Origin of the sequence: Cytobacillus sp. Hz8 (genome assembly GCF_042263505.1) — a bacterium.
Classification (GTDB): domain Bacteria; phylum Bacillota; class Bacilli; order Bacillales; family Cytobacillaceae; genus Bacillus_BE.
Genome location: NZ_JBHKFI010000021.1, coordinates 43,901 through 64,822, shown reverse-complemented (window position 1 = coordinate 64,822; position 20,922 = coordinate 43,901). Strand labels below are relative to the sequence as shown.

The following is a 20,922-nucleotide window of genomic DNA, read 5'->3' as shown; positions in this document are numbered from 1 at the left end:
TATTCTATTATCACCACTGAATTTTTGTTCAATATCAAGTCATTGCTCTGCTATTACACATGCTAAATGTAAATGAACGGCAATATAATAATAGAAAGAATGAATAAAAAGACACTTTCATTATATAGAAAAAATTCGATTTCTTATCCGTCTTGCCGAAAATCAAAAATGACCCACGACATTTAAGCTACATTATTCTCTTTCCATTGTTTATTTTTCTTCGGCTTCTTCGCCGTTTTTGTCCCTTTTAAATAACGATCTAACATTCCTGCCGTTAACCTTGCAGCAATATTGAATAGTAATACCATGATAATTAACACGGCAGCAGATTTAGTAGCAATCAGTCGTGCATCAGGGACAATTCCTTCCGAGTTCAACTTCCAAATATGCACGGCCAGTGTTTCTGCAGGACGGAAGATGTTAAAAGGATTTACCGGACTATTTAGATTGGCAGAAGAATTCAGGATTGGCGTAGTCAAACCCGCTGTATAAATTAAAGCAGCTGCTTCGCCAAATACCCTGCCGGCCGTTAAAATCACTCCCGTAATAATTTCTTTTAAAGACGAGGGAATCGATACTTTTATAATTGTTTGCCACCTTGTTGCACCCAAAGCAAGACTTGCCTCTTTCACACTTGGAGGCACAGAACTAATTGCCAGTTCACAAACCCTCGTTAAATTTGGGAGGTTTAAAATGGTCAGCACTAAGGCTCCACCAATCAAAGTATATCCCCATCTAGCCAACGTCACAAATACTAACAAACCAAATAATCCCACAACAATAGAAGGAAGAGACGCCATTGTCTCAATACAAAGCCTAACAAAATTTAGGATTTTCCCTTTTTTAGCATACTCTGCCATAAAAATGCCGGCCCCAAGCCCCAACGGCACTGAAAGAATCAATGAAAGAATCAGCAAATAAAAAGAATTAAATAATTGGGGCCCTATTCCTCCCCCGGACTTCGTGTTGCTAGGAAGTCCCGTTAAAAAAGACGGATCCCAAAAACCCCAACCTAAAGAAAGAATTTTCCATACCATGAAGACTAGGAGCATGATCACTAGCGTGGCAATCATATAAAAAATACCAGTCCAAATATTATTTATCATCCTTGCTGTGTTTCTCATGCCTCTTGTGCTCCTCTCTTGCCAATCCATCGAATAATCAAAATAAACAAGAACGAAATCAATAATAGAATCATCGCTAAAGTCCAGAGAGCATCATTCCATGCAGTGCCATTCAAAGTGTTTGCCATATCCATTGTGAGGATGCTTGTTAATGTGGAAGTCGGACTATATAAAGAGTCCGGCATTTTCACTGTATTTCCAATTACCATTTGTACGGCTAATGCCTCACCAAAGGCTCTGGCTAATCCTAACACAATTGCGGTCAAGATTCCTTTTTTAGCCGCAGGAATAATGATACGGCTGACCGCCTGCCAACGAGTTGACCCTAGACCATATGAAGCCTCCAGATAATCGAATGGAACCCCTTTTATTGCATCACCCGAAATGCTGGCAATCGTAGGTAAGATCATAATTGCTAACACGATGATTCCTGCGATTAAACTAAATCCAACTCCTCCAAAATGCTCACGTAAAAAAGGAACAAGAACTGTAACCCCCAAAAAGCCGTAAACAACTGATGGTATGCCAACTAGTAGTTCAAGAGTCGGTTTCAGAACCGTAGATCCGAATTTTGGAGAAATATAGCTATTGAAAATTGCAATACCGATAGCTACTGGTGTACTAATGATCACAGCACCTATTGATACCAAGGTAGAGCCTCCGATAAATATGAGCGAGCCATATGATTTATTTTGGGCATCATTCGGGCTCCATTTCGTAGATGTAAACATTTCAACAAATGATATTTCACCATGCAAAAAGGACTGCAGACCCTTGCTGCAAATAAAAATGATAATAGCGAGCGTCGTAAAAACAATTAAAAATCCACTAATTGATACGAGAATTCTGCCAATATATTCATTTCTAATATAATTTATCGATTTTTTCCCCTTCATATTCCTTACCCCGCTGCGAAAAAATTAAAAGACCGACTAGGAGCCAGCCTTTTTTATCCAATCATTTATTCAAATTCAGACATTGGAATATATCCCATTTCTGTTACTTTATCAGCAAATTCATCACCAGAGATATAGTCAATGAATCCTTTTACTCCATCTTTTGGTTCACCATTTGTAATCATGTACTCATAGGCCCAGAAAGGATATTTTTGATCGGCGATATTCTGAGTAGTTGGCTCTACACCATTTATTTTTAAGGTTGTCAAGCTATCTTTTTTGTCCCCCACTAAATAAGACATGGCCAGATAACTGATGGATCCTGGAGTGGAATTAACCGACTGTTCAACCGCACCGTTTGAGTCTTGTGCTGTTCCAATACTGTCATCAATTTTTGCATCCTTCATAAGAATTTTCTCAAAAGTGGCACGTGTACCAGAAGATGCAGGGCGATTAATGACGTTAATCTTTTCATCATTCCCTCCAACTTCCTTCCAATTCTTAATTTTGCCAGAGAAGATTCCTTGAATTTGTTCTTCAGTTAAAGAGTCCACTTTTACATCCTTATTTACTACCATCGCGAATGCAATGCCTGCCACCTTTGTATCTACAAGCGTGCCTGCTTTAGATTGATCTTCTAATTTCTCCGCTGCTGGAACATCTGAGTTTCCGATATCAACAGCACCTGCCGCCACTTGGTTAACACCGGTTCCGCTGCCCCCGCCTTGTACAGTTACAGATAGATCTGGATAAGTGCCTGTAATTTCATTTGCAGCTTCCTCAGCAAGTGGTTGGAGTGCAGTCGATCCAGCAGCAGTCACTGTGCCGGAATATTCTTCCTTCGAATTTGACGCAGAATCTGCAGATGCTTTGGATTCCTCATTATTATTTCCACACCCAGCAAGTGCCCCTGCTATGACAAATGCTGCCATCGATAATTTTAAGCCTTTTAAATTCATTCCATTTCCCTCCGCTTTTCATTGTAAAATTCTTTTCTCCCGATCGGGTACAAACTCATTATAGGGCTGTAATATTAAGCCTATATAAAAGCTATTTCATTTTTATGTAAAGGGAAATCGCGGAATATAAAGGAATGACAACATCGAATAGAAGCAAATAAAGCTTGAGGTATCAATATTCTCCAGCTTTATATACGTCATAATTATGTTAAGTTTTGTTAATTTATTTACTCAAATAATACAATCCCATAACTTTCATTTTATTAAATATATAAATGATTAATATTTCAAAACCGTAATCAGTGATATGATAAATATAAGCTTTTCATTGTCCTACATTCCCCTCTGAGAAGCATGAGAGGCTACTTACAGAGCAGCCTCAAACTGTAGACAAACTCGTTAAAAATCGTGTTTGCCTACAGTTTTTTTTATTGGGGTCAAATTCACCCACAAACTTCATAATATCCTCTTTTGTTAATTTTAACGATTTTGTTTGGAACAATTATCCAATTACAAACTCATCTAATTTCATGTAGACACCTCTATTTTGTTTATATTAGCATGACATCCTCATCTCTTCCAAACCTAGTTCATACAAAATAAGACTTTCCAATACAACTTCTCCAAGTTTACGACCTCGTCCCTGTGGCTATAATAATACGGACCTAAATCCTCGATTATAATGAATCATCATATCCTTAAGCTAAAATAAGGATTCTTAATTTCCTAAATTTCAGGAGGAAACAATGCAGAAAATTTCTAGCTATCAGTTGTTTGTCATCACCTTTATTTTTCAATTAGGAACAACCGTTATTTTTGGCTTTGGAGGTTCAGCTGGCAAGGATGCGTGGATTGGTCAACTTGTATCAATGTGCCTTGGCTTAATTGTTATTCTCCTATACACCACATTAATGAAAATGAATCCAGGGAAAACGCTTGTGGAGTGGTTTCCTGCGCAATTTGGACGCTTCATAGGTATTCCCATTTCGTTTTTATACTCTCTTTTGTTTCTATATCATGTAGGCAGAGGTCTTGCAGATATTAGAGATATGATTTCAACAACCATTTTATTTAATACCCCTTTTCTTATTATTGAAGGGGTGTTTATCATCATCATTGCTTACTGCGTATACGGCGGTATTGAGCTCGTTGCCCGACTGGGAGAAATGATTTTTCCATTGGTATTAGTGATGTTTTGTATCCAAGCGATATTTCTCTATTTAACAGGGGTTTTACATATAAATAATTTGCTGCCTGTCTTAGAGAACGGATGGAAACCTATATGGAATGTGGCATTTCCCGGGGGAATTACCGAACCTTTTGGGGAGGCAATCGTATTTTGCATGTTCTGGCCCGATACGAATCGCCCTGAAAAGATTGTAAAGGTTACTATTCTCGCTACCCTACTATCTGGAATGATGATCACATTTTGGGATATGCTTGCCATTGCCGTTTTCGGGAGTATGTTTTCGCATTTTCTCTATCCCCTATACACCCTGTTAGGTATGATTAGCATCGGAGATTTTATTGAAAACTTGCAGATATTCGGAATTCTGTACCTTTTTATGACTGCAATCATAAAGATCTTAATTAATATGCTCGGAGCATTAAAAGGATTCCAGCAATTATTTCATCTAAAAAATAATCGTGCACTGATTATCCCCTCAAGTATCATTGCACTAATCTTGGGAATGACAATGTCAAAAAACATCTCCGAGCATGTCTATTTTACCCATATGAAAATATTGGTACCGTACATATGGTTTCCTATGTTTATCATATTGCCAGCCATTCTCCTTATTGTCACATGGTTTCGACAAAAGGTATTGAAAATAAAATAGACTTTGTCAATACTTGCAAACGATCAAAAACATATGACAAATATTTATTATTTAATTAGTGATTTCCCAGTTACACCTATTTTTCGAATGGTCAAATTGGCTTTTACAGAGACCTCTATATTGGCAAATTCCTTGTCCCAGTTATTTTTCAAGGACCTCCATCGATGTAAATCTTTCCGTTTAAGCGCATCACCAAATCCAAAGATATCTATGCCATACTCTTTTTGTACCAGTGAGATTGTATTAAAAACCGTCCTTTCAGCTTGTTTTGCTAATGCTCTCTGAACTAAAGCCACATTTTTTACCTGGGTGAGATCTAAATTGGTGTTGTTTTCCCTTAGCGCTCCCGAGCTTGATAAAGTTACAAGAAATTTAATCTTGTTCCCTTGTATGATAGGCTTAATTTTGCTCTTTAATTTGGTTAAATCCATACTGACATACCCGTTTTCTTTTGGAACACTTGATGTTACTGTTAAATTATCAAGACGTTCCGTCACCCAACGTAATGCCCGTTCTTCTTCCATGTTTAAATACCCGATTAATTTCAAATCCTTGTTAAATATACCAGTCCCTTTAATTTGAAATCCCTTCACATTAGGCTCTTCCCCCTGTCCCTCTCCTTCTTTAGTGGCGGTCCCAAGCTCAATAGCAGGCATGGTTGGACGGGTTCCATCACTTACAGCAGAGAGCAGAAAGTAAATAAATCCCTCTCCCTTTTGCTCTTCAATCTGGCTATATTCTTTTATTGCTCCCACGGCGGATATATTTTCTAACGTGTGTGTGGTTTTAAGAAAATTCTCTGCCGTATCTTCCTTAATAACAAAAATATCAGTTAATAAATTAATACTGGGATCCCGCGTGTAAGTATCCATGAGGTCTTTGATTCCTTGTCTGGCAAGCTTCTCCCCTATTACGATAACCCGCCGTTGTCCGCGAAAGATTTTTCGAGAAAGCTTTGATTGCATATGTTGGACTGCCTCAAGTGTATCTTTTCCAATTCCACTTTCGACAAAATAGGGTTGCCCTTGACCTCCGCCGCCACTACTATTTCCCTGTCCTCCACCTATTTTGGAAGGAATAATGATTTGTGTACTGATTTTAATATTTTGATCATTTGCCTCGTCAATTCCCCACGCAAGTTCAATAGCACGATCGTTTAACTCCACACTATCCCAGCAACCAGCAAGGAAAAACAAAGATGGAACAAAAACGAAATAGATGATGAATTTCCTATTCATTTGTTTATCTCCCTCGTTTCGGACTTGGCTGTTGCCCTTCTTGGGCACGTTTTTTATTAGCTCCCGTAATCAATTCAGGTCGGGAAACCATTATCCATCTCGGTACACGAATGAATACATCTTTCACATCTTTAGGAATTAAGGGAGCTACCGGGCTTAAATAGGGAACTCCAAAAGAGCGAAGTTTTAATAAATGGATTAAAATAGAAAAAACGCCAAAAACAATTCCGTATAATCCAATTATTCCTGCTAAGATCAATATCGGGAAGCGAAGAAATCGGTAGGCAGTCCCGAGGTTATAGCGTGGGATGGCAAACGATGCAATACCGGTCGAAGCGACAACAATAACTACAGGGGCAGATACAATGCCTGCCTGTACAGCTGCTTCTCCGATGACAAGCGCTCCCACAATACTGACTGCTGAACCAATAGGCTTCGGCAATCGAATTCCCGCTTCGCGAAGACCTTCAAACATAAATTCCATCAAGATGGTCTCAATGACAGTAGGAAAAGGAACTCCTTCCCTTGCTGCAGCCACACTTATGAGCAAGTTAGTAGGAATCAATTGCGGATGAAAGGTGGTGATGGCTACATAAAAAGATGGGAAAAGCAGGGCAATATTAAATAAGGAGTAGCGAATGATTCGAATGAAAGTGGTATAAATCGACCGTTCGTAATAATCATCCGCTGCTTGCAAACCGCTCCAGAATGTCATGGGAACAATCAATACAAAGGGAGTATTATCGATGAAAATAGCAACTTTTCCTTCTAGTAAACTGGAACATACTACATCTGGGCGTTCGCTATTTTGGACCTGTGGAAACGGTGACCAAGTGAAATCTTCAATAAATTCTTCAATATAACTTGATTCCATTACCCCGTCGATTTGGATTCTTTGGATTCTTTTCCGGACTTCCTCTACAACTGAATTAGGGACAATTCCTTTAATATACGCAATGACAAGATCCGTCTGAGTATATTTGCCAACCGTTAACGACTCCATTTTAAGGTTTACATGTCGGATCCGTCTGCGAACGAGGCTTGTATTGATACGCAAAGTTTCAGTAAACCCGTCTCTTGGCCCGCGAACAGCCGCTTCTGCAGTTGGTTCTTCAATATTTCTCTTTTCAGATCCTCCAATTTCCACAAGTAATGCCTTCCTGCTTCCTTCAACTAAAAAGGCGACTCTCCCTCTTAAGATGCCATTGACCATATTGATTATTTTTGGTTCTTTTTGGACTTGTGCGATGGCTACAAGCTGCTGTTCGATCATTTGTTCTACTTTATAAATACTCTCCGGTGAATCCTGAAGCACATCAAGGGTTAATGGTTTTAATACGGCCTGATCCAAAGTCATAGAATCGCTTAAACCATCAATATAAATCAAAAGAAGTTTCATTCCACCTTGGGAATCAATGTGACGGAATACGATATCTGAACAATCTTGAAAAATCTCTCTGAGAATCCGCTCATTTATAGCAAGTTCCCTATTTAAATCGACCTCTTGAATATTAGGAAGCTTAAACATTCCAGATTCAATTTCGTTTAAGATTTGGTCATATACAAAACGCTTCCGATTCCTTTTCCAGCTCATATCAAAATCGTCTCCCTAATGCTCAATGAATGCCTTAACCAAAAATAAACCAATTCCACTTTAACTTGCCCTTCAGCTTAATTAAGTATTCATAACATAAGCGGCCAACCATTCCTGAAACATACTAGGATAAGTACAGCAAAAAATTGCGTCGCTACGTAGATTAATATCAAAAATGGGGACTAGAGGATGGTTCCTTGCTTCCAAATAAAAAGGAAGCAGAGAAGCGTCCCTTGCTTCTATAATAAGCAAAAACCTTGAAGGCAAACAGCCAATCAAGGTTTTAGAATTTTACTTATAAACGACTTTGCATTTCCAATGCGGATATTGTTCGTTAAAATCATTTAAGAGATTAATGAAAATTTGGGAATCTTTTGGTAGTCTCTCTTCAAAGTTATTCCATCCCTCAAAAATCAAAGTTTCAGGTAATTCAATTAGTCCAGTAATTGCATCCCAAAATGCATCCCAGTTCATTCCATAAAAATCGGGTAATTCAAGATTCTTTTTTAACAAACAATGAAGTTCAGTTGAATTTTGAACTGCACTCACATCCAGTATAAGCTTATCTTGTTTTGATTCATTCTCCTGTGACTTCAATATAATCCCTTCCTTTATTTATAAGCTCCAATAAAATGAACAACAATTATGTTGCTTTCACTCTCTTTACATTTGAATATAAATAGCCCAATATTAAATCACTTATTTAAACTAAAATCATAAAGGGTAAGTACAGCAAATAATGGCGCCATTTACAGAATTAATATCAAAAATGTAAGCTAGAGGCCGATTCCTTGCTTCCTTCCAAATAAAAAGGAAGCAGAGAAACGCCCCCCTGCTTCTTTCGTAGAATTAATTAACCTTCTGAACGGCCACTATCTCACCTCATCAGCTAAGTAAGCTTATAATCTAATTTAACTGTAAAACTCTGCTTCCGTGTGTTACATTTCCAAACCTTAAAGGTTTAATGGTTTCAAATGAAGGTGTATTAGTAATAATAACAGGTGTATAAATAGGATATCCTTTTGCTTTAATTTGTTCTAAATCAAATTCAGCAATTAAATCTCCTGCTTTGACACGTTGATCATGCTGTACATGTGCTGTGAATAGGCTACCGTTTAATTCTACTGTATTAATACCAATATGAACTAAAACCTCTGCTCCATCTTCAGTTGTAATTCCATATGCATGTTTTGTTGGGAATACGGTAGTCATTACACCATCAACTGGCGCATAGACTTTTCCTTCCGATGGAATAATAGCAATTCCTTTTCCTAATAAACCTTCAGAAAAAACTCCATCTTCAACTTCTTTTAAATCAACAACTTTCCCATTGATAGGGCTGTTAATTACTTTTTCTGCTAAAACAAGTTGTTTAGGTGTAGCTGTGTTGTTTTGTCCTTGTACTTCAGTTGTTGGTACTTCGCCTTTTACATCTTTATCTTCTTTAAAACCTAGAAGGAACGCAACGACTGCTGACACTACGAAACAGATTAATAAACCAATTAAATAATGAATTAATGTATCACCAGCAAATGCAGGAATTGTTGTTAATCCGCCAAATACGAAGGCATTAGAGATAACTCCATTTCCTCCCATATAGGCACCACCAGCTGCACCACCAATAATAGCTGCAATGAAAGGGCGTTTTAATTTAATCATAACACCGTAAATCGCTGGCTCTGTGATTCCGGCAAAGAAGATTGATAAAAGTGCAGATGCTGAAAACGATCTCATTTTTTTGTCTTTGGTTTTTAATAGAACTCCAAATGTCGCTCCTGCTGTACCAAAGTTAGCAGCAGCTGTCCATGGAACGATACGGTCATAACCAACAGTACTGATATTACTGATCATAATTGGGTTTACTGCCCATTGTAATCCAAATACAACAAATACATTCCATATACCACCGACGATTAGACCTGTTAACCAACCATTTGCTTCACTTAAATAGTTAATACCGCCGGCAATCCATTCACCTACATACACACCGAACGGACCAAATACAATTACAGTTAAAGGTACTATGAGAGCAAAAGAAATTAATGGAACAAATAGAATTTGAATATTTTTTGGAATAACTCTTTCTAAATATCTTTCCAAATATGAATAAATCCAAATAGATAAAAGAATCGGAATAACGGTTGATGAATAGTTCATTAGGATAACCGGAATTCCAAGGAAGGACGACATGGCACCATTACCTAAGTCTCCCATTAGGGCTGTAAAATCTGGATGCATAATCGCTCCACCAATAACAGCAGCGACATATGGATTGACACCAAATCTTCTAGCTGATGTAAACGCTAATAAAATTGGTAAAAAGTAGAATACACTTAGTGATGCAGCAGATAAAATACCGTATGTACCTGAGTCTTCACTAATCCAACCTAATTGATTACAAATCATCAGGATTCCTCGTAATACCCCAGCACCAGCTAAAGCAGGTAACAACGGTGTAAAAATACCTGAAATGACATTAAAGAAACGGCCGATCACATTCCCTGATGGTTTTTCATCTTCCTTATTAAAGGTACCTGGTTGAACGTCAATAAGTTTTACCACTTGCTCATATACTTTAGGAACCTGTGTACCAATGATGACTTGGAATTGTCCCCCTTTATTGACAACAGATAAAACATCTGAAGATTGCGTTATAGCCTCTTTATTAACTTTAGAATCATCTTTTAATTTAAATCGAAGTCTAGTTGCACAATGCGTTACTGAAGATATGTTGCTTTTACCGCCGATATTTTCGACAATCACTTGAGCCAATTTTTCATATGCCATTTCTTGTCCCTCTCTTCTTTTCTCTATCTGAATTTTTTGTTTAAGTATATGAAAGAAAATTAGTATTGATATGAATTAGCATAGATAAGCTTCTTCAATTTCCCTAAGCATATTCACTCGATTAGCATGTCTTCCCCCTTCAAACTCTGCATCTAACCAAGTTTTTATAATCATTTTGGCTAACTCACTGCCAACCACTCTTGATCCAAAAGCCAAAATATTTGTGTTGTTATGTTGTTTTGATAACTGAGCTGTATATGGTTCACTACATACAACCGCTCTTACCCCTTTTACTTTGTTCGCAGCAAGTGAAATACCTACACCTGTTCCACAAATTAAAATACCACAATCAACGTTTCCTTTTGCTACTTCTTCCCCCACTTTTTTACCATATATTGGATAATCGGTACGTTCAGTTGTTTGCGCACCATAATCCACTACTTCATGGCCTAAGCTCTTTAAAAATTCGATGGTAATTGCTTTTAATTCAATTCCAACATGATCATTTCCAATTGCAATTTTCATTATATAGCCTCCACCAATTCTGATTTTTTAATTTCATTGATGATCGTTTTATAATCTTGTTCTTTACCAAACAATGCAGAAGTCCCTAAAATAAATCCTTCTACTCCTAAAGGACTTAATTCATTAATTTTTTCACGTGAAATCGCGCCATCAACCATAATCGTAAAATTCTTTTCTTCACGTAATATAGCTAATTCCACAATTTTTTCATTCACAAAATCTAAATATTTTTGTCCGGCAAAACCAGGATTAACTGTCATAACTAACACATAATCTACTAGACTTAATAATGGTTCAACTGTCGTTACAGATGTTCCAGGATTAATTGCGATTCCCGGCTTTACTCCATTGGAACGGATTCGCTCAATCGTTCTAGCTGGATGCATATCTGTTTCTGGATGAAAGTAAATAATGTCAACTCCCTTTTCTGAAAACAAGTCGATGTACTCAGCAGGATTTTGAATCATTAAATGAACATCCACTAATTTATTTGTCTTATTTCGGATATACTCTAAGTCCTGTAATCCCATTCCAAAGTTTGGAACAAAGCTACCATCCATAATATCTATATGATAGATATCTATGTTTGCATCATCGAGTGCCTTAACTTCTTCTTCTAATGATCTAAAATTAGCACACATCATAGAAGGACAAATCAATTTTTTCATTCTTGCACCTCTTAAAATTTTTAGGGTAATCGTTTACTCAATACGCAAAAAAATAGGATTTTTTAAAGTGAAAATACCAGGTATTTGTTATACTTTGATTAATCGATTACTCATTCTACAAAAAATAATAACAAATAAGGGTAATCGTTTTCTCATTTGGCATAAAGGAACCATTTGTTTCCTTTACGTTGTTTTTCTTACAATTAACTCTACTGGTATCTTGATGTGTTTTTGATTAATGGCCATATTTTCCTCAGTTAATAATTCATAAAATAACTCAGAAGTTACTTCCGCTATCTTGTGAACATCTTGTCTAATAGTAGTAAGTGGAATCTCTGAATAATTAGCAATAGTATCGTCATCAAAACCAACTACCTTCACATCTTCAGGAACCTTTAAGCCTAAATCTAAAAGTTCCCTTACCACACCAAGCGCTAACCAATCATTTGTAGCAAAAACGCCATCGAAGGTTCTTCCACTTTTTAATTCATTACGAATGGCTTCCTTGGCTTTATCGATATTATGTTTTCGATCGTCAGCAATTTCAACAACTGAATGAAGAGTAAAAGGATATATTTTCTCTGCCAATGCCTTTTTAAATCCTTCAATACGATCATTAACAGAGGAAAGGCTGCTTTGTTTTGTTAATACGATAATGTTTTTACATCCTTTATCAATTAAATGCTTGGTTGCTAGGTATCCGCCATGTAAATGATCCGATTCAATTATCGCTAGGTTATTCGCCATTCTTGGTCTTCTATCGATCGTGACAATCGGAATTTTTCTACTTAACAAGGATGCCTCGATCTCCTCTTGACCTGAAATGCAAATAAGACCATCAACCATTTTTGAATCTAAGGATGAAATGTAAGCCTTTTCTTTTTCCTTACTCTTATCTGTGTTACAAATAAAGGTAGAAAATCCTTTATCAAAGAAGTAACTTTCAATTTTGTGAACAATTGTTGAGAAAAACTCATTACTTATGTCAGGAACAATAATACCAATTGTATTAGACTTGTTCATCCTCAATGTTTTTGCTACAGTATTAGTACTATATTGGTATTTTTCAATGATATCAAGAACCTTTTTTCGCGTTTCCTCTGAAAAACGACCGTTATTATTGATTACCCTTGAAACAGTAGCAACAGATACATCGCAAAGCTTTGCAATTTCTTTAATAGATATTTGATTTTTCATAACTCACTTCTTCCTACGCGAAAACGTTTACCCTTTTATGTATTTATTTTAGCATATTTATTTGATAATGCAAACGCTTTTTAAAAAAATGGTTAATCGTTTACTCGAAAATAGCAAAATTGAAACAGGGACAGAAATTGGGTACCAGGTACCGTCTGGAAATTTCCATAGGATGGAAACCAATCGAGAACTAGAAATATATTACCTGAATTATCCATAGAAATTCATTGATGTACTATTTGGGGTATCATCAGGAAATCACATTCCCTGACAGCACCCCAAATAGTATTTTTTATAAGAAGAGAGAGAACAATGGTTGATTGAGAAGGCTGAACGCGAAGCTAATCTCCCTCTTTTTGAAAAGAAAATAGAAGAACAGTTGGACGTTCCTTTAGATCAACTTCGTGCCGAAATTTTCCAAAATCCAGAATGGGGTGTGAAGAAAAACAGCGAAGAAAAGAACGTTTTTTGGTATGGCTATAAGGCGCATTTAACTGTTGGAACAAAAAGCCAGTACATTCTTCAATCCCTCTTTTCTTCTGGTAATTTGAATGACGGAAAGGCAGCGATTCCTTTATTAAAAGGAAGCCATGAACGTGTACAACTTCCCACTTTACTTTATCAAAAGATGGATGCAGGATATGATTACGAACCAATTTATGAACAAATTCATCAAATGGGCCAACAATCGATTATTGCCTATAACAAGCGTAATGAGCCGGAGTCAGTCGGTTTTGATAAACATTTCGCGTCCACTTGTTTCCAGGAACACTCGTATCGGTATGATAGTTTAGATCCAAAGTACGAAACACTCAAATACACACGTCCAAAGGAATGTAAAGACTGTCCCTTAGCCAATGAAGGACTATGTCAAAAGATTTATAAAGTAAAGATCACAACAGATCTTCGAAAATATACAGCACCTACCCGTGGTTCAAAAGTTTGGAAAAACATCTTTAAAGGTCGTACAGCCGTGGAACGAGTGAATGCTCATCTTAAGCTATACTTCCAATTAGACAATGTACGTTATCGGACTGGAAAACGCGCCAAAGTTCATTTTGACCTAGTGACCTTAGTATATAATGCTTCAAAATTAGCTGCTGATCGCATAAATGCCGCATTAAATAGTCAGAAACAAGCTGTATAAGTTTTAAAAATTAAAGAGAGTAAAATTCTGAAGGTCTGTGTTTCTTTTAAAATAGGAATTATGAAATTGACTCTAGCAAACGTTTATTAAAAATAAAGAGAGTGAAAGCAACAACAATTATGTTGCTTTCACTCTCTTTACATTTGAATACAAATAGCCCAATATTAAATCACTTTATTTAAACTAAAATCATAAAGGGTAAGTACAGCAAAAAATTGCGCCGCTACGTAGATTAATATCAAAAATGGGGACTAGAGGATGATTCCTCGCTTCCTTCCAAATAAAAAGGAAGCAGAGAAGCTTCCGAGGCCACTAAAAAAGTCCAACTAATTTAAAAGCTAAGACAAAACATTACAATATATTGAAAATCAACATTCTTTAAATACTAGTTATAGATGTCCTTATAAGTTGTTTTTGATGTCTAGGTACTTTTTCAGCAATCTCCAATTTATTAAGGGAGTTTTAAATAAGTTGAGCTCTGATGAACCTATTTAAAGTATTGCACGTGGTTTCCTACATTTTATGAAGGGAAAATAACAAATTGTTCATATTCAATCTTTTAGGGACGTCTTTTATCCTTCCCTCTACCTTTACCTCTGTGGTGGTCCACTGGTCTCATCGCAACTAGAACTTTCATCTGAACTTTCGTCGCTGCTTTCATCATGGTAATGGTCATGATGTTCTTCTAAATGTAAACTTGCAAACACTCCTGCATGGTCAGAAGGCCATAGTGCCGTTGGTGTACGATCCTCTTGCTCTTCTCCTACAACGTCCACTTTTTCAACTTTGAAATTGCCTCGAAAGAGAATTAAATCTATTCTAACAAATAGTTGCGAGATCAAGTTTAATAAATCAGCATCCTGGCAACATGTTAATCCATCGCCTTTTCCTGCGATCTCCCATGCATCTTTAAATCCAGCAGCAATCAAATTGTTGTATGTTGGACCACTGCCGTCAGAATTTGAGTTGAAATCCCCTATGAATACTACGGGAAGTTCAGTAGCTCCCGGGCCATTTAAAAGTTCATTAGCTTGAGCGAGTTGTATTTGAAGTGTAATGGGTTCTAAAGGTGAAACGGGTTGTAAATGAGTATTTACGAGTCTAAATTTCTTTCCGAATATTTCGACATCAACAGACACCCAACCAAAAAGGAGTTTTTCAATATTACCGCCAATTGGAACGGGAAGAAAAGCTGCAAAATTCTTTGTTTGTATATTTGAGAACTTAAGTCCTGAATTTTTTTGCACCAAAATCACATCTCGATCTAAAAATCGAACGTTGAAGCCGCTAGTACTAGGTAACGTAACATCCGTAGTGTCTACAATTGCTAAAACCTGATAATGCAATCCTCTTTTTTTTAACTCCTTGAGAAGGATCGAAACAAAATCATACTCTACTACTACTTTAGAATTTTGAGGTAACAAAAGTTGCCATATTGCTGCTTCTTGAAGACCTATTATATCTGGTTTTTTTCTTGCAATTTGATCAGCAATAGCTCTTGCTCGTACCGGAAAATTTGTTGCTTGAAACTGTCTAAAGATCTCAGTAACACGTTGTGGGAGTTCCGCTGGAGTGGTTCCTACTGCAGGCCTTAAGCTAGCTCCAAAATAGATGTTCCATGTCATGATTGTTTCACTTTTTTGTGGTCGAATACCCATTTATGAAAACCTCCTATTAATGTATCAGAATATACTATTCTAATAATCAATCTACTGTATCAGCAGCTGTAGGAGAAAATAAGTGGATTTACAAACGTACTATAATCAAGTTGTTATTGCACTAATCTGTCCCTTTAGTTCAATAAGAAAAGATGATTTCCTTTTATTTTAGTTCACATCGTATTTTACTCTATTCAATAAAGTCTATTTTATTTTCCTGGCACCATTCAATCGCAATTTGTTTAAAACACTCGTCTCGATATGAATACCATTGGTCTTCTAATCCATAATCAATAATTTTATCCTTAAATCTCCTAAAGGCTCCCTTTCCCTTAATTGCCGTAGATAAAGAATCCTGCTTTCGTTGATCACTCACTGTTAAGCAAAAGTTTTCCATTATCTCATATTCATTCACATCATATTTAGTAGGTAGTTCTATATAATTTTCAAAGTTTTCCACCACGTCAATTGCCAATATTCTATTTTCAGCTTCCCATTCAGGTAAATGATCAAATGGTTGCTCGTCCTCAGCAGCTCTCAAATCCTCCGAGGTGACTATCACTATTTCACCCGTTTTAATATTTAGTAAAGAACGTGATTCTTCAAACTGTATTTCCATTTCCTCAATAATATCTTTTACTTTGACTTGTATACTCATTAATAGATCACCTTTTGATATTTTTTTACTAAAGCCCCGTTACTTTATGTACTTTCCTTCACAAATAGATGAAGATAGCCTATATTTTATAGTAACCATTTTTTTAATCTCGCTAAATTTTCTTCTAGAAATAAAGTATTTTTTCAATTCTTCGACGTTTACACCATCCAATACTATTGAAAGCATCAGTAAATCGATAGAAAGGTACATAACCATACGTCCTTTAATTTTCTACAAAAAGGATATTTGGGTTTGCTTTTGGGAGAGTCCTCGTAAGCTTTTAGAAAAGAGAAGAAATTATTTGGCCATTCCTCAAAAATCTGTGTGATTCTCGTTATCATATCATAGAATCTTTTATCCTTCGGGTTGTATTGAATTAAACTACTACCCAATTTAGTTTCGTCTCTAAGAAACAGCTTTTTAAAAAATGGATAAATTAATAGTATATACTTCAGCTCGAAGTCTATTATTAGTGGGTTAAAATAAAAGTTGTTAGGTAAAATATTCCGTGGTCCGTGATGTAAGTGTATATTTACCTTATTCAGTATCCAAGCATTTGAATCATACTCGTTCCCTATAGTTAGACTATTTATAAAATTAAAAATATTTTCATCGTATCTTGATCTGCTCACGCAAAGTAACTTATCCCTAATACATTGCCCATTTAAAAAATAGAGAAACGACTAGGTCGTCTCTCTATAAAATCATTTCAGTTAATCTTCAACTCCCATTTACATACCTATTCCTGGGATCTATGAATACAATCCGAAAGATTATAAAAATCATTCCGGCTAAATATGCTTTCATTCTGGAAGTCTATGAAAATTTACATCAAACCGCTTCATTTCCCCACTTATTATCGTCTTGCACAAAGAGAATCCCTAATTCATGATGATCTCCTTCATATAATGCACGTTGGACAAAGCGGACCTCACCGTTCACATCGAGGATTTCTAACTTACAGTGAGCACGGTTTTTTTGCAGGGATTCATAGAAATTTTTTTCATCGTGAATAATGGTGCCATTCACCTTGCTAATTAATTCGCCAACCTCTAATCCCATTTTATATGCTGGGGAATCCGGAATAATCCCGAGAATCATTAAACCGTAATTCTTTTTGGAAAAATAAAACGGGAGATTTTCTTCAAATAATCTTTGACGATAGGAAATGAATTCTCTTCCGATGATTGCTAGAGCTACAATTGCAATGGCAACAAGCGGAATCCAGATACTTGCGATGGATAACAAGGCAAGTACTCCGCCAAAGAGAATGACCCGCTTTCCAACAAAACGGATTGCATCCCTTGGAAGCATTCCTTGTATCAATTGATAATAGCCTACAGCAAAAGGAACGAGGAAAAGAGAATAGCTTTCCCCCCCAATGGAAAACACCGGCCACCATCCGAACGGCAGTGAAATCGCATCACCTGGAATTAAGAGAAAAATCGGAACCATCCACAATCTTTTAACCTCATGGACTCCAACACTCAACCCCCGTTTGCTTTTCACAATCTTGGGTGAAGTGCCTTTGACGCCATTCTTTACTATCAAAATTCCCTCTCCAATGAGAAGAAGTGTTAATAACAGAGCGATTGATGGAAAAATTCCCCTGTCTAAATCCTTAAAGGCTCCATTAAAAAATGGAAGGGATAAATCTTTTCCAGCAAGAAAGATCAAAGCAAAAAAGGCAAATCCAACGGTATAAATCGGCGATAGCCAGCGAATCTTTGTCGTCGCACCCCATAATAATGTAAAGGCCGCTGTTAAAAGAATAAACGCAACCGGCACAACTAACCCGACAGCCATAATCATAATCGATGCAACCAGCCCAATAACTATTCCAAGCGGAAGCAGCTGCCGCAATTCAAAATAAGCATTCTCTACCCGTATATGAAAATTTCTTCTTTCCCGTTTGACACGAGATACTCCGAAAAATGCAGCTAATAAAAAGAGATAATAGAAAATTGGATGAAGAAATAACATCCCCAGTCCCTTTAATAGTTCCAATAGCCATTCCTGAACCAATCTTGCCACCAACCTCTTCACATGGTTCTCCATGATCACGAATTTTAACTCTATTACTCTCTATTTTACCAAAACCAATAGGTAAAACCTATTGCTAGTTTTTTGAAATCCGAAAAAATTAGGAAAGTCTTTGGAGAGATGTTTTTGTCACCAGTATTCCGGTTCCATACGTTGATAGAGAAAAATCATCATAAGAGTGGCTAGCATTTAGAAGGGTAGTAGAACTCAACTCAGGTCATCTTCTTAAAATGATTGCTAAAATCGTTTTTTTATTTATCACACCAATCATCATTTATGTGCATAAGATGCCTATTAGTAAATGTTGAAAAGAGAGGTGAAGAATATTAATGGATTATACATCCCCATCGGCTCAATACAGTTTTGACATTAATAAAAGCCCTTTTTTCATAAAAGATAGTAAAAACTATATAAACATTTTGGGTATTAAACAACTGAATACGCTCGAAAATATATCTCTATTAGATATTTTCCTTAGCACGAATAATGTTGTGGAACCACACTATCATCAAAATGCAGCTGAACTCGTCTATTGCATTTCTGGTTCTGCGACTGTGTCGATTTTAAATCCATTTACCAAACAAGTCCTCCATTACACCATTACCCCAGGACAGGTGGCAAATGTTCCACAAGGCTGGTGGCATTATGAAATAGCCATAGTTGATAATACTCATCTTTTAGCCATTTTCGATGCTCCAACACCAGAAGTCATCCTAGGTTCGGATATTTTGAAGTTCACTCCTGCAAATATCATGGCCCATACCTATTGTCTGGACGAAAATCAATGGAAACAAACGGTTGCACCTGTTAAACCTTCAACCTATATCGGCCCACATAAGGGCTGCGAAAGAGAGAGGAATGCAGCTCAGCAACCTATCGCTCAACAGCATTCACAGTCTTCTTACGCTCCTTCCTATTGGCCATATTGGTATTAAACAATGGACATGGAAGACCCATGTCTTTTTTGTCTCTATTTTCTTTCAAAAAAAAATATTTTGGATGAATCAATTGGATTGATAAAGATTTTTCTGCCCTTTTCTTCGTTTTATCGATACAGCCATTTTTTGCACGATAAAACCAAACATTAAAATCATGACTAATAGTAAAGCAACCGTAGCACCTGGAGGCGTTCCAAAAGAATAAGAGGAAACCAAGCCACAATAAATACTAATGATGGCGATAAGGATTGCCGTCCCAATGACCATCTTAAAGCCCTTAGCAAAGCGAATGGCAAAGGCAGCGGGCAAAACCAATAATGCAGACACTAAAAGAACACCGATAATCGGGATAATCACAGAAATGGCTAGACCAACCAATATACTGAAAGATACGGACAGCAAATGAATATTAATGCCGCTCGTAAAAGCCGTATCCTCATCAAAAGTCATTAAAAACAGAGGCCTTCTGAAAAAATAGAAATAGAATAGGATAAGGGCGGTGACTCCTGCTAATACATAAAGCTGTTCTGAGCTAATCGTGACAATCGAGCCGAATAAATATTGTTCGATATTGGTGGACATTCCACCTGAACTAATACTTAGCAAAACCAATGCAAACGATAATCCCGCTGTCATTAAAATCGCGATGGATACCTCTGAATAGGCTCGATAGGCCCGTCTCATGTATTCAATTCCAACAGCTCCTAATATGACTACAAGAATACTTGAAACTGTTGTATTTTGCTGAATAAAAAAGCCAATGGCAACTCCAGCTAATGAAATATGCGACAAGGTATCTGCCATCAAGGCCTGTCTTCTTAATACAAGAAAGATACCCAGAATGGGAGCTATAATGGCAATGAATCCACCTGCCCAAAACGCTCTCTGCATGAATTCCAGGTTAAACATGTCCATCCAGTCTGTTCTCCTCTCTCTAAAATTAGCAATTTATCTATATATTTTTCTACTTCATCTCGTTCATGGGTAACCATCACAACCGTTTTTTGATGGGCCTTCACTTGATGAGAAAGAAATTTGTAAAACTCTTTCCTGCTTTCAGCATCCATTCCCGTTGCCGGTTCATCCAATATAAGCAAATCTGGATCCGAGGCAAGAACCCTCGCTATAACGAGCTTCTGCTTTTGTCCCCCAGATAATTCACCAATCTTGCGATAGCGCAGCTCCCACAGGCCGACCATTTTTAAAGCATTTTCTATATACTCACGATCCTTTTGGTCTAATTTTCTGAACCAACTTCCTTTTTTATACCTGCCTGAACGGACTAATTCATAGACTGTACTGGGAAATCCCACATTAAATGAAGCAATTTGCTGCGGAACATAGCCAATGGTAAGAGCTTTTCCAGCCGCATTTGTTTTACTGACGGTAACGGTGCCTGTCCATGGTTTGATAAGCCCAAGCATAATACGCAGCATGGTGGATTTGGAGGCTCCATTCGGGCCAACAACCCCAACAAATTCCCCGTTTTCTATTTGAAAGGACACTCCATTTAATGAAGCCGTATGTTCATACCCAAAGACAATATTTTGCAAAGAAACAAGCTCCATCTCCTACTTCCCTCCTCCAATGAAATGAAGAGCTTCCTCATAATCTAAAACATTAAGGAAGCCCTTATCTGACTTGAAAAA

Annotated in this window: 17 protein-coding genes and 1 pseudogene; 3 read left to right on the top strand and 15 right to left on the bottom strand. The window is 36.9% G+C overall.

Annotated elements, in window-relative coordinates; genetic code table 11:
• Positions 1 to 182 precede the first annotated feature (182 nt).
• The 3 genes from pstA to ACE38V_RS19670 form a co-directional block, all read right to left on the bottom strand.
• Positions 183 to 1,124, bottom strand: coding sequence for a phosphate ABC transporter permease PstA (pstA, locus tag ACE38V_RS19680; protein WP_375843979.1), 942 nt, complete (start codon positions 1,122 to 1,124; stop codon positions 183 to 185).
• On the bottom strand, positions 1,121 to 2,020 hold the full coding sequence (pstC, locus tag ACE38V_RS19675; RefSeq protein ID WP_375843977.1) for a phosphate ABC transporter permease subunit PstC: 900 nt from the start codon (positions 2,018 to 2,020) through the stop codon (positions 1,121 to 1,123). The genes pstA and pstC overlap by 4 nt, the downstream gene beginning before the upstream one ends.
• A 65-nt stretch (positions 2,021 to 2,085) precedes the next feature.
• Entirely contained in the window at positions 2,086 to 2,979 is an 894-nt protein-coding gene (locus tag ACE38V_RS19670) for a phosphate ABC transporter substrate-binding protein PstS family protein (protein WP_375843975.1), read from the bottom strand.
• A gap of 746 nt (positions 2,980 to 3,725) precedes the next feature.
• Here ACE38V_RS19670 and ACE38V_RS19665 point away from each other — a divergent pair.
• Positions 3,726 to 4,820, top strand: a complete 1,095-nt coding sequence (locus tag ACE38V_RS19665) for a GerAB/ArcD/ProY family transporter (protein WP_375843973.1) — start codon at positions 3,726 to 3,728, stop codon at positions 4,818 to 4,820.
• A gap of 47 nt (positions 4,821 to 4,867) precedes the next feature.
• On the opposite strand, the gene ACE38V_RS19660 is transcribed toward ACE38V_RS19665, so the two are convergent.
• The 7 genes from ACE38V_RS19660 to ACE38V_RS19630 all read right to left on the bottom strand — a co-directional run bounded on the left by ACE38V_RS19660 (position 4,868) and on the right by ACE38V_RS19630 (position 12,829).
• On the bottom strand, positions 4,868 to 6,058 hold the full coding sequence (locus ACE38V_RS19660) for a Ger(x)C family spore germination protein (protein ID WP_375843971.1): 1,191 nt from the start codon (positions 6,056 to 6,058) through the stop codon (positions 4,868 to 4,870).
• A gap of 4 nt (positions 6,059 to 6,062) precedes the next feature.
• The gene (locus ACE38V_RS19655) at positions 6,063 to 7,652 is read right to left on the bottom strand and encodes a spore germination protein (protein ID WP_375843969.1); all 1,590 of its coding nucleotides are present in this window, start codon (positions 7,650 to 7,652) and stop codon (positions 6,063 to 6,065) included.
• Positions 7,653 to 7,943: 291 nt separating this feature from the next.
• Entirely contained in the window at positions 7,944 to 8,249 is a 306-nt protein-coding gene (locus ACE38V_RS19650) for a barstar family protein (RefSeq protein ID WP_375843967.1), read from the bottom strand.
• A gap of 309 nt (positions 8,250 to 8,558) precedes the next feature.
• A complete protein-coding gene (locus tag ACE38V_RS19645) occupies positions 8,559 to 10,439 on the bottom strand; it encodes a beta-glucoside-specific PTS transporter subunit IIABC (protein WP_375843965.1) in 1,881 nt (626 codons plus the stop codon).
• Positions 10,440 to 10,514: 75 nt separating this feature from the next.
• Positions 10,515 to 10,964, bottom strand: a complete 450-nt coding sequence (rpiB, locus tag ACE38V_RS19640; RefSeq protein ID WP_375843963.1) for a ribose 5-phosphate isomerase B — start codon at positions 10,962 to 10,964, stop codon at positions 10,515 to 10,517.
• Complete coding sequence (rpe, locus tag ACE38V_RS19635; RefSeq protein WP_375843962.1) at positions 10,964 to 11,632, bottom strand: ribulose-phosphate 3-epimerase; 669 nt, start codon at positions 11,630 to 11,632, stop codon at positions 10,964 to 10,966. Before rpe ends, rpiB begins: the two co-directional genes overlap by 1 nt.
• A 183-nt stretch (positions 11,633 to 11,815) precedes the next feature.
• Entirely contained in the window at positions 11,816 to 12,829 is a 1,014-nt protein-coding gene (locus ACE38V_RS19630) for a LacI family DNA-binding transcriptional regulator (RefSeq protein ID WP_375843960.1), read from the bottom strand.
• 298 nt (positions 12,830 to 13,127) lie between these two features.
• Here ACE38V_RS19630 and ACE38V_RS19625 point away from each other — a divergent pair.
• Positions 13,128 to 13,976 (top strand): annotated as a pseudogene (locus ACE38V_RS19625) (transposase); the annotation flags it as partial.
• A gap of 590 nt (positions 13,977 to 14,566) precedes the next feature.
• Here the strand turns inward: ACE38V_RS19625 and ACE38V_RS19620 are convergent.
• From ACE38V_RS19620 to ACE38V_RS19610, 3 genes are all read right to left on the bottom strand, one after another.
• A complete protein-coding gene (locus ACE38V_RS19620) occupies positions 14,567 to 15,634 on the bottom strand; it encodes an endonuclease/exonuclease/phosphatase family protein (protein WP_375843958.1) in 1,068 nt (355 codons plus the stop codon).
• A gap of 190 nt (positions 15,635 to 15,824) precedes the next feature.
• A complete protein-coding gene (locus tag ACE38V_RS19615; RefSeq protein WP_375843956.1) occupies positions 15,825 to 16,292 on the bottom strand; it encodes a UPF0158 family protein in 468 nt (155 codons plus the stop codon).
• Positions 16,293 to 17,123: 831 nt separating this feature from the next.
• Entirely contained in the window at positions 17,124 to 18,317 is a 1,194-nt protein-coding gene (locus ACE38V_RS19610; protein ID WP_375844001.1) for a PDZ domain-containing protein, read from the bottom strand.
• Between the two features lie 347 nt (positions 18,318 to 18,664).
• Here ACE38V_RS19610 and ACE38V_RS19605 point away from each other — a divergent pair, with 347 nt between their 5' ends.
• Positions 18,665 to 19,270: a cupin domain-containing protein gene (locus ACE38V_RS19605; protein WP_375843954.1), complete on the top strand. Its 606-nt coding sequence runs from the start codon at positions 18,665 to 18,667 to the stop codon at positions 19,268 to 19,270.
• A gap of 69 nt (positions 19,271 to 19,339) precedes the next feature.
• On the opposite strand, the gene ACE38V_RS19600 is transcribed toward ACE38V_RS19605, so the two are convergent.
• Complete coding sequence (locus ACE38V_RS19600) at positions 19,340 to 20,188, bottom strand: metal ABC transporter permease (protein WP_375843952.1); 849 nt, start codon at positions 20,186 to 20,188, stop codon at positions 19,340 to 19,342.
• Entirely contained in the window at positions 20,122 to 20,841 is a 720-nt protein-coding gene (locus ACE38V_RS19595; protein ID WP_375843950.1) for a metal ABC transporter ATP-binding protein, read from the bottom strand. The genes ACE38V_RS19600 and ACE38V_RS19595 overlap by 67 nt, the downstream gene beginning before the upstream one ends.
• Positions 20,842 to 20,922 lie beyond the last annotated feature (81 nt).